Source organism: Paenibacillus sp. FSL W8-0439, assembly GCF_038008995.1.
Taxonomy (GTDB): domain Bacteria; phylum Bacillota; class Bacilli; order Paenibacillales; family Paenibacillaceae; genus Paenibacillus; species Paenibacillus polymyxa.
Window position 1 is genome coordinate 2,533,386 of sequence record NZ_JBBPAK010000001.1, and the last position, 14,627, is coordinate 2,548,012.

General features: G+C 42.5%; 14 protein-coding genes and 1 pseudogene. 11 read left to right on the plus strand and 4 right to left on the minus strand.

The features are described from left to right. Positions 1–227 precede the first annotated feature (227 nt). The 3 genes and pseudogenes from MKX36_RS11005 to MKX36_RS11015 all read left to right on the plus strand — a co-directional run bounded on the left by MKX36_RS11005 (position 228) and on the right by MKX36_RS11015 (position 4,134). Positions 228–1,271, plus strand: coding sequence for a carbohydrate kinase family protein (locus tag MKX36_RS11005; protein ID WP_016818965.1), 1,044 nt, complete (start codon positions 228–230; stop codon positions 1,269–1,271). 98 nt (positions 1,272–1,369) lie between these two features. Then, positions 1,370–2,065: an adenylate kinase gene (locus tag MKX36_RS11010; RefSeq protein WP_017428508.1), complete on the plus strand. Its 696-nt coding sequence runs from the start codon at positions 1,370–1,372 to the stop codon at positions 2,063–2,065. A 323-nt stretch (positions 2,066–2,388) separates the two neighbouring features. Next, a pseudogene (locus MKX36_RS11015) lies at positions 2,389–4,134 on the plus strand (proline--tRNA ligase). Here the strand turns inward: MKX36_RS11015 and MKX36_RS11020 are convergent. After that, the gene (locus tag MKX36_RS11020) at positions 4,131–4,895 is read right to left on the minus strand and encodes a spermidine synthase (protein ID WP_031463465.1); all 765 of its coding nucleotides are present in this window, start codon (positions 4,893–4,895) and stop codon (positions 4,131–4,133) included. The pseudogene MKX36_RS11015 and the gene MKX36_RS11020 sit on opposite strands and share 4 nt — an antisense overlap. 189 nt (positions 4,896–5,084) lie before the next feature. Here MKX36_RS11020 and MKX36_RS11025 point away from each other — a divergent pair, with 189 nt between their 5' ends. The 4 genes from MKX36_RS11025 (at position 5,085) to MKX36_RS11040 (ending at position 8,085) form a co-directional block, all read left to right on the plus strand. Continuing rightward, on the plus strand, positions 5,085–5,804 hold the full coding sequence (locus tag MKX36_RS11025) for a YebC/PmpR family DNA-binding transcriptional regulator (RefSeq protein ID WP_025364795.1): 720 nt from the start codon (positions 5,085–5,087) through the stop codon (positions 5,802–5,804). Between the two features lie 169 nt (positions 5,805–5,973). Continuing rightward, complete coding sequence (locus tag MKX36_RS11030) at positions 5,974–6,558, plus strand: TetR/AcrR family transcriptional regulator (protein WP_017428512.1); 585 nt, start codon at positions 5,974–5,976, stop codon at positions 6,556–6,558. 163 nt (positions 6,559–6,721) lie between these two features. Beyond that, a complete protein-coding gene (locus MKX36_RS11035) occupies positions 6,722–7,150 on the plus strand; it encodes a nuclear transport factor 2 family protein (protein ID WP_090891206.1) in 429 nt (142 codons plus the stop codon). A 74-nt stretch (positions 7,151–7,224) separates the two neighbouring features. After that, a complete protein-coding gene (locus MKX36_RS11040; protein ID WP_340864662.1) occupies positions 7,225–8,085 on the plus strand; it encodes an NmrA family NAD(P)-binding protein in 861 nt (286 codons plus the stop codon). A 13-nt stretch (positions 8,086–8,098) separates the two neighbouring features. Here the strand turns inward: MKX36_RS11040 and MKX36_RS11045 are convergent, their stop codons facing one another. From MKX36_RS11045 to MKX36_RS11055, 3 genes are all read right to left on the minus strand, one after another. Further along, on the minus strand, positions 8,099–9,289 hold the full coding sequence (locus tag MKX36_RS11045; protein WP_017428515.1) for an oxalate decarboxylase family bicupin: 1,191 nt from the start codon (positions 9,287–9,289) through the stop codon (positions 8,099–8,101). An 89-nt stretch (positions 9,290–9,378) separates the two neighbouring features. Further along, positions 9,379–9,858, minus strand: coding sequence for a Cys-tRNA(Pro) deacylase (ybaK, locus tag MKX36_RS11050; protein ID WP_016818974.1), 480 nt, complete (start codon positions 9,856–9,858; stop codon positions 9,379–9,381). Between the two features lie 16 nt (positions 9,859–9,874). Then, on the minus strand, positions 9,875–10,210 hold the full coding sequence (locus tag MKX36_RS11055) for a hypothetical protein (protein WP_025364800.1): 336 nt from the start codon (positions 10,208–10,210) through the stop codon (positions 9,875–9,877). 319 nt (positions 10,211–10,529) lie between these two features. Here MKX36_RS11055 and MKX36_RS11060 point away from each other — a divergent pair, with 319 nt between their 5' ends. The 4 genes from MKX36_RS11060 (at position 10,530) to yfcE (ending at position 14,576) form a co-directional block, all read left to right on the plus strand. Beyond that, the gene (locus MKX36_RS11060) at positions 10,530–11,438 is read left to right on the plus strand and encodes an ROK family protein (protein ID WP_126666731.1); all 909 of its coding nucleotides are present in this window, start codon (positions 10,530–10,532) and stop codon (positions 11,436–11,438) included. Positions 11,439–11,697: 259 nt separating this feature from the next. Beyond that, complete coding sequence (locus tag MKX36_RS11065; RefSeq protein WP_151255582.1) at positions 11,698–13,113, plus strand: glycoside hydrolase family 1 protein; 1,416 nt, start codon at positions 11,698–11,700, stop codon at positions 13,111–13,113. A gap of 157 nt (positions 13,114–13,270) precedes the next feature. Continuing rightward, entirely contained in the window at positions 13,271–13,858 is a 588-nt protein-coding gene (locus tag MKX36_RS11070) for a sugar O-acetyltransferase (RefSeq protein ID WP_019687167.1), read from the plus strand. Positions 13,859–14,024: 166 nt separating this feature from the next. Continuing rightward, positions 14,025–14,576 carry a phosphodiesterase gene (yfcE, locus tag MKX36_RS11075; RefSeq protein ID WP_340864663.1) on the plus strand — a complete coding sequence of 184 codons (552 nt, stop codon included), beginning with the start codon at positions 14,025–14,027 and terminating at the stop codon, positions 14,574–14,576. Positions 14,577–14,627 lie beyond the last annotated feature (51 nt).

Genomic DNA, 14,627 nt, shown 5'->3' on the forward strand with positions numbered 1-14,627 from the left:
GCTAGGAAGAAGGATCTAAGCTGCTCAGTTCTAGTCACCTCATCGTAAAGTGGAGGGTATCTTTACGATGAGGTGACTTTTTTAGCATGTGTACTTTTTGATATTTTAACGGACTCGACATGATTCTTGGGAATTTGACATTTAGAACATGTTAGGTTTATAGAGTGCCTATTTCTGCACAAATTTAAATCATTCTAGCCGAATAGAGTCGAGAAAGGAGTCAAATGATGAAATTAAAAAAAATTCACAAAAATGAACAGGACGAGCCTTGGCCCTCTAGTGAACAAATACTGTGTATAGGAGGGGCAAATCTGGATCGTAAAATCATGGTTAAGGGTACATTTCAGCTTCACACCTCCAATCCGAGCAGCACTAGGCTGCAATCTTGCGGTGGGGTAGCACGGAATGTAGCTGAAAATTTAGGGAGGTTGAGCCGACGGGTCAGCCTGCTAACCGCAGTTGGAGATGATGCGGAAGGCGAATTTATCATCGAACAGTCTAGCCGTTACATGCATGTGATTCCTCTTCAAGTCAAAGGTGAGTCGTCAACTGGCGTTTATACTGCCTTGCTAAACGAGCATGGTGAAATGATTGTAGCGACAGCAGAAATGGAGATTTATGATCAGATTCGTCCTTCAGTAATTTTTGAAAATATTCCTTTAATCGCCTCGTCCCGACTTGTTCTGCTGGACACTAATTTCTCTATGAACGTAATAGCGGCCACCATACATGTCTGTCAGGAACATCAGGTTCCCCTTGTCGTTTCATCGGTGTCGGCTTCCAAGATGAGAAAGCTTCCCCGAAATTTGCATGGGGTGGAATGGCTGATATGCCAACCGGAAGAGGCTGAAGCTTATTTGGGACTGGAACTTAAAGATGACCAGCAGATATTGGACGCAGCTCGAGTTTTTCACAAACTAGGGGTTCAAAATGTCATTATTATCTGCGGTGCTGAGCATGTGTTGTTTGCTTCTCAGGATGGAACTCATGGACAAATCCCTATCCCTCCAGTTCAACAGGTCATTGATGTCACAGGCGCAGATGACGCTTTTATTGCCGGGATGATTTATGGAATTACCCAAGGTTATCCTATGGAGCAAGTGTGCCAGTTTGGAATCAGTTGTGTCGACTTAACCATACAAACGGATCGGACAGTCTCAGACACCATTTCTGTGAATAAACTCCATTCTAGGTTCCAGGAGCTGTATGGCACACATTCGCAAAATTTTGTATTTTTTAAGGGTGTGTATTTTAAAAAGAAAAATACATAAGTAAAGAAGAGAACACTTAACCTACAACAGCGTGTATTTAGAGCTTCACAGATGTAATGATCTCAAATATTGAATGTATAAAAGGGGCAGGTTGTCTGATGGACAGTGTGAAATACGCTATTGTTTTTCTGCCGCTGTTTCTTCTTTATTTGCTTTTAAAGGGAGGGGCTTTGGCAGTAGGATTTCTATATCGACTGATCTATTCAACGCTAACCTTACGTGGGGAAGTGAGTGACGAGCTTCTAGCTGTGCAGCATGCTAAACGTATTATCGTAATCGGCTCACCGGGGAGCGGCAAGACTTTTTTGGCCAAACGACTGTCGATGTGGACTCATTTGCCGTATATTTCGTTGGATGATTTGTATTGGGGACCGGAGTGGAAGCGGAGCACAGACAAACAATTTCATAAACAGCTGGGTGAAGTCCTGCAAGGGGAAGAGTGGATTATCGAAGGGAATTATCATGAACGTTATTTTACCGAGCGACTCCAGCGTTCCGACACAATCATCGTAATGGATGTCAGCACGATTGAGGCGATATCAGGTGTTATCACGCGTTCGCTTAACCGTTTTTTATTTTCCAAGGAGCTACCCAAAGGAGTAGAGCAAGAAGCCGTTCGTATTTGGGATATTTCACCTCGGTTTGTCCGATTTGTTCTGGGTTTTCGCAGGCGTATCCGTCCTAAAATCTGGCCGCTCATTTTGCAATATGGTAATGAAAGGAATTTGATTATCTTAAAATCTAAATATCGTTCATGTCCTTGGCTGAGCCCAGATAGACAATTATCTCCTTGACTTGAATCTGCGTTTCGTGTAAAGTGGTGAAAATTGTAATATATAGGAATAGTGTAGACCAAGGATCAAAGGTTCAATTACCCGCTGTACAGAGAAGAAACCCATGGGCTGAAAGGTTTCTCGCCGCGAATGAACGTTTTCCTGCCTTGCGAGCTGTAGCGGTGCGTAAGATAAACCGTTACCGGCCAGATGCCGTTATCTGAAGAAGGACCGTCCCGAATATGGTTACGGTCAAATGAAGGGTGGTACCACGACACATTCGTCCCTGACGGATGTGTCTTTTTTGCGTACATTTTATCGTTCTAACAAGGAGGAAGCCACACATGCGCCAAAGCCAATTATTACTGACAACCTTGCGTGAAGCACCTGCAGAGGCCGAAGTGATTAGTCATCAGCTTATGCTGCGGGCAGGATTTATCCGCCAATTGGCGGCTGGAATGTATACCTATATGCCACTGGGCAGACGGGTACTCAGATAAGTGGAACAAATTGTACGAGATGAGATGGATCGTGCAGGAGCTGGAGAATTGCTGATGCCTGTATTACAGCCAACGGAACTGTGGCAAGAATCGGGGAGATACGATGTGTACGGTTCAGAGCTGATGCGTCTGCAAGATCGACATGATCGGGAGTTTGCATTAGGGCCTACACATGAAGAGGTCATTACGTCTTTAATACGAAATGAAGTAAATTCCTATCGGAAATTGCCTGTAACACTGTATCAAATTCAAACCAAGTTTCGGGATGAACGACGTCCTCGGTTTGGGTTGCTTCGCAGCAGAGAATTTTTGATGAAGGATGCCTATTCGTTTGATGCCAATTGGGAGGGACTAGATCACACTTATTGGGCCATGTTCCAGGCATATCAACGTATTTTCACCCGCTGCAGTCTGAATTTTCGCGCCGTCGAAGCAGATGCTGGTGCTATTGGTGGTGAAGGTGAAACCCACGAATTTATGGCGCTGGCTGATATAGGAGAGGATACCATAGTGGCGTGTACCTGCTGTGATTATGCTGCCAATCTTGAAAAGGCAGAGCCACGTTCTACGGGGAGCATAGGAATATCTTCTGTCTCCGATGAAAATGAACATGACAGCCATCCTTCTATCGATACAGATGAAATGGAAAAACTGTATACTCCAGGTCTGCGGACCATAGAACAACTGGTTGATACCCTTCACATAGAGCCCCAAGAAATCATCAAAACATTGATTTATATGGCTAACGATCAACCTATTGCTGTAGTTGTCAGGGGAGATCATGAGGTCAACGAAGTAAAAGTCAAACAAATTTTAGGTAGTGAAAAATTCGAAATAGCAAATGCAGACACCGTCACAAAGGTGACTGGATCCCCACCCGGGTCCATAGGCCCATGCGGCTTGACAATCCCTGTGTGGGTGGATTACGCCGTTGTTCAAATGTCCAGCGGTCTTGCAGGCGCGAACGAGCAGGACTACCATTATCGGCATGTGAATCCAAGGCGTGATATGGATCTTCGGCATGTGGCAGACTTGCGCAATGTTATAGAAGGGGATAGATGTCCTCGATGTGACGAAGGGAAATTGGAACTCCACCGTGGAATTGAGATTGGACACGTATTCAAACTGGGCACCAAGTACAGTGAGAAGCTAGGGGCGACCTTTCTAGATGCGTCCGGAACCGATCAAGCGATGATTATGGGCTGCTATGGTATTGGCATTTCCCGAATCCTGTCCGCCATTGTAGAGCAGAATCATGACCAGAACGGAATGATATGGCCCCACGCACTGGCTCCGTTTCAGGTTCATATCATTCCGATTTCAGTGAAAGACAGGCTTCAGATGCAAATAGCCGAGGAGCTATACTGCCAACTACAGGATCGCGGTATAGAGGTTCTTCTAGATGATCGTGACGAACGTCCAGGAGTTAAATTTAAAGATTCAGATTTAGTAGGTATTCCCGTGCGCATCGTCGTTGGTAAAGATGCTGAACACGGAAAAGTAGAATTCGTAGAGCGAAGAAACAGCAACAAAGAGTCGATTCATATCCATGATGTAGAGAGAAGAATATTGAGTCTCATACAACACTAAGCATCTGTATCCCGCAGAATATGACCTTCTCCAAGTGTAATCTCATGAAAGTCCGCCATCTGACGTGCCTGAAAACGAATAGGCTTGTCTCGACCTATCATAATGATATTTTGAATGTCGGCAACGCCTTCCGATGGTAGAGAGAATGTTGTGACATAGGCGAATTCTTCACGCAACGTTGTGTGAATGGCATGGACTAGATGATCGTGTTCACTTTTGCCCATTACATTCATAATTAGCGATCCTTCGGAATCCAGCTTTTCTTTAGCCATCTTGAAAAATTCCCAGGATACTAAATGCAAGGGTGTACCCTGCTCCGTGAAGGCGTCCAATATAATATAGTCATAAGCATCCGGGGCCTCCTTCTCCAGGATGCGACGTCCATCGCCAATAGTCACATTGTTCTGGTCGTACCCAAAGAATGTTCGGCTGAATTCTACCACTTGCGAATCCAGCTCGGCAATCTTAAAGCGTTTATCTGTAAAGTGACCCGCAATCGTGCCTATACCATGCCCGATAACAAACACGTCTTCAAATGACGGATCGTTCAGCTCCATAAGATGGATGATTGCTCTGGGATATTCGAACAGAATGCGTTGCGGATGATTCAAATCTAGCGCACCTTGGACAGCCGCATTTGAAAATTCCATCACACGAAATAACCCCTTTTCACCATACAGCTCCGTGGTTTCATATACCGTGATTTCATGGTTATTGCTCAACTTTTTATATAAGACATCCAAGTGAATAATCTCCTTCAAGTCAGACTTCCTCCTCATCTTAGACATTCATAGGATTGTTGTCCATAGATGAGGAGGATTGTAGGCAGAATTGTTTATTTTTCCATAACGAAGTGTTTGAACTTGTTCGTATGTCCTTTAGGAGATATAATATACAAGGATATAATGAAGTTCGTTGTGTATATTCATACAGGAAGAGAGCGGGATATTATGGGACGTAAGTGGAATAACATTAAAGAAAAGAAGGCATCCAAGGATGCTAATACGAGTCGTATATATGCTAAATTTGGCGTGGAAATTTATGTGGCAGCCAAACAGGGCGAGCCTGATCCTGAATCCAATCGGGTCCTAAGAGTCGTATTAGAACGTGCAAAAACGTACAATGTACCGAAAGCGATCATTGACCGTGCTATTGAAAAAGCAAAAGGTGCTGGCGATGAAAACTACGTAGAGCTTCGTTATGAAGGTTTCGGACCGAACGGTTCCATGGTCATTGTAGATGCACTGACGAATAACGTGAACCGTACAGCATCAGATGTGCGTTCTGCTTTTACTAAAAATGGCGGTAGCCTGGGCGTGAGCGGATCTGTAGCCTATATGTTTGATTCAACAGCAGTTATTGGTCTGGTGGGTAAAACTCCAGATGAAGTGCTGGAGCTGTTGATGGAGGCAGATGTCGAGGTTCGTGACATCATCGAAGAAGATGAAGCTGTCATCGTATATGCAGAACCTGACCAATTCCATGCTGTTCAGGAAGCTTTCAAGCAGGCAGGAGTAACGGAGTTTACCGTTGCCGAGCTCACCATGCTTGCCCAAAATGATATTACTCTTCCAGAGGATGCACAGGCTCAATTTGATAAATTGATTGATGCATTAGAAGATTTGGAGGATGTTCAGCAGGTTTACCATAACGTAGACTCTGAGGAATAGTCAGATTGCATCATTTACACCTGAGCGTTTGGATAAAATAAACATTCCTAAACCATCGTATTTCGGTACGATGGTTTTTTGTGAATAAAATTATATAAAATCAATTTTATTTTCTTGACTGATCAGTCTGTAAAAATTATAATCATAAGCAAGGAGGTGAACATGAGGTTTGGGAAGAGCTAAAGAATTTGATACTGAAAGTGTTCTGCGAAAAGCTATGGCTGTATTTGGAGAGCATGGCTATGAGGGAACTTCTCTGACCATTTTACTGGATCAGCTGGGTATAGCGCGGCAGAGTCTTTATGATACCTACGGTACGAAATATGATTTGTTTTTTTCGGCTATTCAGCTTTACATACGTGACAAAACCGAAGCCGTAGTACATCTGCTCAGTCAACCTGGGAGCATTAAGGATGCAATAGCGATGATTTTTAATGAATCTGTTAGAGTCTTGATGGATAAGAGGCTGTCGAAGGAATGCTTTATTATGAACAGTGCTATTGAACAGGCTCCGCATCATCATGAGATCAAAGCTTTTATTACTGAAAACACTGAAAAGCTTGAACTTGCTTTTTACAACGCCCTAGTCCGCGCCCAAAGTGAGGGGGAGATTCATGCTACGGAATCTGAACTGTTGTCAATCGCCAGATTTCTAAATCATGCCCGACTATCGCTGACATTTACCGCCAAGACAGGCGCAAGCCCTGAGGTGCTTAGAGATGTTGTGCGTACGACGCTGTCGATTTTGGAGTGATCTTTATGAACGCTTAATAGCGTTTATTTTTTGAATATTCTAGACCGATTAGTCAAATTTTTTTTGAGTATTATAGACTGATCAATCTAGAATTCTTATGTTTAATTTCTGTCTTGAATTTGTTTTAAGCAGGAACTAAAAATAATTATGCGAGGTGTCTACCATGACAATCAATCCGAATACCGACAAAGCAAAACAGCAAGCGCAAGCAGTCATGCATAAATTTATGAGCAACATGTTAGAAGAAAATATGGAGCAATGGATTTCATTATTTGATGATCACGCTGTTTTCGAGTTCCCTTATGCGCCTAAGCATTTTGCACAAATGCTTCAAGGCAAAGCAGCGATTTACGAGTATATTAAGGAATTTCCTAATATGCTTCGGATTCAGGATTTCTCTTCACCAATTATCCATACGACAACGGACCCGGATTTATTCGTGGCCGAATTTGCCTGTGAGGCGCAGGCTGTGAGCACAGGTAAACCGTATAATCAAACCTACATTTCTGTTATTAAGTTGAAGAACGGAAAAATTACTCACTACAAAGATTACTGGAACCCTTTGGTCGCTCTTGAAGCCTTGGAATCATGAATGAAAGAGTTCAAGCCTCATGGAGATATGAAAATCTAGACTAAGATAAAAAATTCAAATAGGAGTTGAATTTTATGAAAGACAGAAATATAACGTTGATTACAGGGGCAAACGGCAAAACAGGCAGCCGTGTAGCTGCCAAACTTACGCAACTTCAGTATCCGGTACGTTTGGCAGGGCGTACTAAGCCCGGCAATTGGGAAGGGACAGATTATGTATATTTTGATTGGTATGATGAATCAACACATACACAGGCGCTGATGAATGTAGATAAAGTTTATTTGGTAGTACCTGTGTTGGACGTCAATCCCGCCAAAGTGATGATTCCTTTTATTGAGAGGGCCTTGAGAGAAGGAGTGCAAAGATTCGTGCTTTTAGGCAGCGCATCTGTGCCTGAGGACGGGCCAGTATTTGGACCTGTGCATCAAGCACTTCGTAGATTAGCTCCAGAGTGGGCTGTATTACAGCCATCCTACTTTATGGAGAATTTCACAGAAGGCCAGCATGTGGAAACGATCAAAAACAACAAGGCCATTTATAGTGCAACCCAAAACGGGAGAATAGGCTTCGTAAGTGCAGATGACATTGCAGAAGTGGGAGTGAGGGCTCTTATTGACGATAAACCACACAACACAGCTCATGTCATCACTGGACCTCAAACACTAACATATAACGAAGTGGCTGAAATTATTGGGAAATCAACAGTCCAACCGATCCAGCATATCTCTTTGTCTGATGAAGAGTTGAAAGCGGGCATGGTTCGCGCTGGAATGCCTGAAGAATATGCAGATATGCTGGCAGGATTGGATAGAAGGATACGTGCAAACGGAAGTGAAGATCAAGTGACCGATACCGTTAAGCTTGTCACTGGGCGCTGTCCGGTCTCATTTGAGCAGTTTGTTCTGAGCCACAGAAACAGCTGGAAGACATCATGACGAAGTGATTCCTTTATTTATTTTTAGGGTCATAAGAGTAACCAGGATACTTGACGACGGGCCATTTGACCTTTCGTAAATTAGAGATTACATCAGAACCAACGTGTAAATTACTTTGAATCAGTTCTGTAGGCGTAAGAGCCATCCATTGATTTAAGGACACATCCGCAAAACGGTCACTTTTAAACATTTCAAGAAACCATAGTGTGCTGGAGCCAGTATTTTGAATGTAATGACCGTAAGCAAAAGGCACATATCCAACATCCCCGGCCCTAAAATCAAATGTCCGGGCTGCACCATTACCGCCAAAGACAGTCATCCGTCCTTGCCCTGCAAGGTAGTATTGCCATTCATCATTATTGGGGTGCCAGTGCATCTCTCGCATGGCTCCGGGCTCAATCTCAACAAGGGCAGCTGCGATAGTTTTGGAAATCGGAAAATTTGAGGAGTCGACGATCCGTACGCTTCCGCCCGGTGTTTTGATCGGGGGCTGAGCTAGTAATTCATGCTTAAAGGATAGGGGCAACGTCCCATAGGGAGAGGGAACCGCTTGACTTTGGATTGAACCGGGAACGGAATCCTGATAGATGTAAACTTGGTCTTGAGGAATGGCTGCAAAATCGGTTTCTGGAATCCCGAAATTTGCAGAAAGCACCTCTTTGGGAGTATGGGCGAACCAATCTGAGATGGATAAGGTGTTCAGATCGGAAAAACTGCCATCATCGAAAACCAGCAAAAACTCACAGCCTTCTTCAAGGCCCTGTATAGAATGCGGGATGCCTGGTGGAAAGTACCAGAGATCGCCTGGGCCCACATCAGCAATAAAATTACGTCCATCTTGGTCAACTGCCGTAATACGTGCACTTCCTAACAGCATATAAGACCATTCTGCCTGCTGATGCCAGTGAAGCTCACGGACACCGCCCGGTGTCAAACTCATGTTCACTCCGGCAAGAGTTGTGGCAATGGGTAACTCCCTTACTGTAACTTCTCTTGACCACCCACCATGATTAAGCTGCATATGAGCATCTGAAAAAGAAAACCGCATATTCGGTATGAGACCATTGTCCGTTACGGGAGGAACCAGCATATCCGGATTTTGTAAATCCCTCATCACATCACGTGGACCCTTGTCGATGCCCCCTGCACCATCACTTCTGATGGGTTGGGGGATTCCGACTTTCTTTGAGCAATCATTATGCATCATTTGATCTTCCTCTCTAGGTTGAAGCATGATGAAGCATAGGATTAAGAGAAAATACGCATAAAGATTTTATGATGACATGATGAGTTTTATACCGTGTGCGATAGATCTGTAAACTGTGCTTGAATGATTTGAGCCAAATCGTGCGGACTCAGTTCCAGCTGAGTTCCAATTTTCCCGCCGCTTACAACGATCGTTTCCAGTTCAACTGCGGGCTGGTCGATATAAGTGGGGTAGAGCTTTTTCATTCCTATGGGAGAGCAGCCACCGCGAATATATCCTGTATGCTTTTGCAACTCCTTAACAGGAAGCATTTCAATTTTTTTCTCTCCCGCAGATTTGGCAGCCTTTTTGAGATCAAGCTCTTTATGTACAGGAATCACAAAAACAAACAGATTTTGTTTGCTATGTGCAACCAAGGTTTTGAAAACGGATTCCGGTGCTCTTTGGATCTTTTCGGCTACGTTCATACCGTCTATTTTTCCATCTTGATGGTCATAACTCAAAATATTGTAGTGGATGTGTTGCCCGTCTAATATGCGCATGGCGTTTGTTTTGCTGACACTCATTTTAATTCTTCCTTTCTTAAAGCTTTTCCAAATGATCTACATAATCTTTTGCATCCTTAAGAGACATATCCTTAGCGATTCTTAATTCTTTTATGGCTTGAATCTTATTTCCTTCCCTGATCAGTAGAAGCAGCCTTTGATTGATTTCTTTTGAAGCTTCTGCGTCTAGGAAATGTGGAGGAGGGGGAGTAATTGTACTTGACATCGATGTTTCCGTTGGTCCTGAACGGTTCTCAAGACGCTCCACATCGGATTTCAGGTTATTAAGTCGAGATTGAAGACGGTAGACCTTGAACAAAAGTATGACGGAGAGGATCAACGCAATGATTGCTACATATTCGCTAGTTGCCAATAGAATCTCCCTTTTCTTGTTAGTTTTATCACTAAATTTTTGCCTCTTATCCATAGTATATCATGATGATCGACTAATCGAATGGAGAATCATATTCTTGCGTACGGGTTGTGCAAATTGACTTATTGCAGACCGGGCGTTATATTACAGCTTATTATTAACCTTTTAATAATCACTTCAAAAGGGGTGTATTCAAATACAACCAGTCTCCAATAATACCATTCGGGTCAAACGAATTAATGTAGAGCTAGTTAAAAACACACTGAAATCCAAGGAATTTGCAACCAAGTCGTCTATAGCCAGTATTACAGGACTTAGTGTGGCAACCTGTGGGAATATTCTGAATGAGCTTCTTCAAACCGGAGAAGTATTAGAGATGGAATTGGAAGAGTCGAGTGGCGGTCGCCCGGCTAGACGGTACAAATATAACGCTGATTATTCCTATATTATTTGTTTAACTGTGAAAACAGAAGGAGGAGTACATTCTCTTACTTATGCTGTGGCCAATATGCTTGGCGATATTATCGCAGAGAATACATCCGTTGTGCCGCATATTGATTATGAAGTCATAGATGACCAAATCGGAGAGCTAATTCATACCTATGGAAACGTCAAAGCCGTTGGTATTGGCATTCCGGGGGTTGTTCATCAAGGGGTTATTGATGTCTGTGATCTTGATCTGCTGATAGGAGTCCCTGTAGGACCACGCCTTCAAGATAAATACGGGTTAGAAGTCACCATTGAAAATGATATGCATCTGACCGTCTATGGATTTTATAACATGCAAAATTATGATGAGGACAAAACCTTCGCTATTGTTACGTTTCCCAAGGATAATTTTCCGGGAGCGGGTTTTATTGTCGATGGACATTTGTTAAAAGGAAATACCAAATTTGCTGGGGAAGTTTCCTTTTTACCCTTTGGCATAACGAGAGAGGAACAGCTTAAACAGTTAAATAGCACACAGGAATTTGTTCCTCTGGCGATCAAAACGATAACATCCATTATTGCGATTATAGACCCGGTATCGATCGCTTTGACTGGAGAGTTATCTAAGCCAGCACTGTTGGATGATATTTATAACGGCTGTCTTAAAGATGTACCCAAAGAACATATGCCCGAGATTTTTGTGAAAAACGATACGCACGATGAATACATGTATGGGTTGATTTCAGTTACCCTTGAAAGCCTGACCTACAATTTACAATTGGTGGAAAAAAGAAAATAGAGGCCTTCCGCTTTGAAGAATAGCTCACCCAGTTACAATTGGTAATTAACGGATAAATGGGTGGGGACGTTGTTATAAATATGGAAGTAAGTATTGGAGATAATACGATTATAGACTCTGCAAGTTTTTAAAATAATACTTGACATGAAACGCGTTACAAACCTTAAGATTCAATTAGAAGTACTTTATAAACATTAGCGTAGAGGTAACGTGTTTATGTCCTAGTTAATGAAAAAACATCAGCAAAGGCGGAGAAAATATGAGTACACAGTTTCCAAAAGATTTCCTGTGGGGCGGAGCAGTTGCTGCTAATCAGCTCGAAGGCGCTTATCAAGAAGACGGAAAAGGCTGGTCCATTCAGGATGTAACTCCTCGTGGTGGTTGGGGGCCGGTTACGGATGTACCAACAGAAGATAATATGAAGTTGATTGGTATTGATTTTTACCATCATTATAAAGAAGATATCAAACTTTTTGCAGAAATGGGCTTTAAAGTGTTCCGTACTTCCATAGCTTGGTCACGTATCTTCCCTAAAGGTGACGAGTTGGAACCTAATGAACAAGGCTTGCAATTTTATGATGATTTGTTTGATGAACTTCATAAATATGGCATTGAGCCACTCGTTACATTATCTCACTATGAAACACCTTTACATTTGTCCAGAGAATACGATGGTTGGGTAAACCGTAAGCTTGTTGATTTCTATGAGCGCTATGCAACAACTGTATTTAATCGCTACAAAGATAAAGTAAAATACTGGTTGACATTCAATGAAATCAATTCCATTCTTGAAGCACCCTTCATGAGTGGCGGGATTAGTACACCAAAAGATCAACTTAGTGAACAAGATCTTTATCAAGCTATTCACCATGAGCTGGTAGCGAGTGCAAGAGCGGTAAAAATCGGTCATCAGATTAATCCTGATTTCAAAATTGGTTGTATGGTACTGAGTATGCCTACTTATCCGCTGACACCTAATCCAGACGATGTAATTGCAGCAATGGAATTTGATCACAGAAACATGGCATTTGCCGATATTCATGCAAGAGGTCAATATCCAGGTTACATGAAACGTTTCTTCAAAGAAAACGGAATCTCTGTTCATTTTGAGCCAGGTGATGCTGAAGATCTGAAGCATACGGTTGATTTTATCTCGTTCAGCTATTACATGAGTACTTGTGAGACTGCAGACGAAGCTAAAAAAGTCAAAGGTGAAGGTAACATCCTCGGTGGGGTGAGCAATCCGCATCTCGAGGCAAGTGAGTGGGGCTGGCAAATTGATCCTCAAGGTCTGCGCTATGTGCTGAATACATTCTATGATCGTTTCCAAAAACCACTGTTCATCGTTGAAAATGGTCTGGGCGCTGTGGACGAGCTTATCACCAATGAAAAAGGTGAAAAAACGGTTGAAGATGACTACCGGATCAACTATCTGAATGATCATTTGGTTCAAGTTGGGGAAGCGATTGAAGATGGAGTAGAGGTTCTGGGCTATACATCTTGGGGCTGTATCGACCTTGTCAGCGCGTCGACTGCTCAGCTTAAAAAACGTTATGGTTACATTTATGTTGACCGTCATGATGATGGCAGCGGTACACTTGAAAGATACCGGAAAAAATCGTTCCACTGGTATAAAGAGGTTATTTCCACAAACGGTGGAAGCTTGAAACGCTAATTTATAAATAAACCAGTAACTAAATTATAAAAAAACATAATGATGTTTTTTACGTGGCGACCGCCTCTGCTTTATTATGGGGGAAGCGGTCGCCAATTTTTTTATGAGCGTCATTTACCACGAGAATCTAACTACATAAACGGAGTGTGGACAAGCGATGACAGAAAAAGAAAAATCACAATTAGGACTCCTATACAATGCTAATTATGATGAAGAATTGATTGAGGAACGTCTATACGCCAAAGGTCTCTGCTACGAATATAATCAGCTCCATCCTAGAAATATGGAAGAACGGGAAACACTCATCAAAACTTTATTAGGAAAGACAACGGATAGATTCTTGATTGAGCAGCCTTTTGTGTGTGACTATGGGTATAATATCGAAATCGGTGAAAACTTTTATAGTAACCACAATACGATCATGCTTGATGGGGCAAAAATAGTGTTCGGTGATAATGTATTTGTTGCTCCTAACTGCGGATTTTATACTGCGGGTCATCCTCTTGATGTGGAACAACGTAATGAAGGGTTGGAAATTGTATTTCCAATTACTGTGGGCAATAATGTTTGGATCGGTGGTAATGTTTGCGTTCTGGCGGGCGTCACGATAGGGGATGATTCAATTATTGGTGCTGGAAGCGTTGTTACAAAAGATATTCCTTCTGGTGTGATTGCCGCAGGAAACCCTTGCAAAGTCATCCGTAAAATTACCGAAGATGACAAGCACAAGTATAAAAGAAATTAACCATAAAACTACAGTTCATTTGGAACTGTAGTTTTGCGTCTTTACATAGAACTACCAAACGTAAAGAAACATTTTTGCACAGATTTGTTCAGGGAATAATGTAATAATGAACGTAAGAGGAATATTTCCAAATTACTATGGCCTATTCAGAAAGGAAGGAAAAACTATGAAATTAATGTTTATATCAGATATTCACGGCTCGCTGTATTGGTTGCAATTGGCACTGGAAAAGTTTAGGCAGGAGAAAGCTGACCGCCTTGTCTTGCTTGGAGATTATATGTACCATGGACCGCGTAATCCGTTACCGGAAGGATATAACCCGGCGGAAGTGGCTGCTATGCTGAACCAATATAAATCCCACATTGCGGTGTCGGTGCGCGGGAATTGCGATGCAGAAGTGGATCAGATGTTGCTGGATTTTCCGATGATGGGTGATTATGCTTTACTGTACCATGAAGGACGGCGAATCTATATCACGCATGGACATGGTTTTAGTATCGGAAATTTACCGCCACTTGAAGCGGATGATGTGTTCATTCAAGGACACACTCATATTCCGGTAGCAGATGTGGAAAATGGGGTCTTTGTACTGAATCCTGGTTCAATCGCATTGCCAAAAGAAAACTATCCATCCTCTTATGGTGTGCTGGAGGGCGCACAATTTACCGTGAAGGATTTTGATGGCAGTACGGTGAAAGCAATCACCTTTTCAAAGTAATTTCTCAAATTTCAATGTAAATTATTAAAACTTTTCCGCTTCGATTGAGAC

Coding starts and splice junctions, on each gene's coding strand:
- MKX36_RS11005 (WP_016818965.1), top strand. CDS start 228: ATGAAATTAAAAAAAATTCACAAAAATGAACAGGACGAGCCTTGGCCC.
- MKX36_RS11010 (WP_017428508.1), top strand. CDS start 1,370: ATGGACAGTGTGAAATACGCTATTGTTTTTCTGCCGCTGTTTCTTCTT.
- MKX36_RS11025 (WP_025364795.1), top strand. CDS start 5,085: ATGGGACGTAAGTGGAATAACATTAAAGAAAAGAAGGCATCCAAGGAT.
- MKX36_RS11035 (WP_090891206.1), top strand. CDS start 6,722: ATGACAATCAATCCGAATACCGACAAAGCAAAACAGCAAGCGCAAGCA.
- MKX36_RS11040 (WP_340864662.1), top strand. CDS start 7,225: ATGAAAGACAGAAATATAACGTTGATTACAGGGGCAAACGGCAAAACA.
- MKX36_RS11045 (WP_017428515.1), bottom strand. CDS start 9,289: ATGCATAATGATTGCTCAAAGAAAGTCGGAATCCCCCAACCCATCAGA.
- ybaK (WP_016818974.1), bottom strand. CDS start 9,858: ATGAGTGTCAGCAAAACAAACGCCATGCGCATATTAGACGGGCAACAC.
- MKX36_RS11065 (WP_151255582.1), top strand. CDS start 11,698: ATGAGTACACAGTTTCCAAAAGATTTCCTGTGGGGCGGAGCAGTTGCT.
- MKX36_RS11070 (WP_019687167.1), top strand. CDS start 13,271: ATGACAGAAAAAGAAAAATCACAATTAGGACTCCTATACAATGCTAAT.
- yfcE (WP_340864663.1), top strand. CDS start 14,025: ATGAAATTAATGTTTATATCAGATATTCACGGCTCGCTGTATTGGTTG.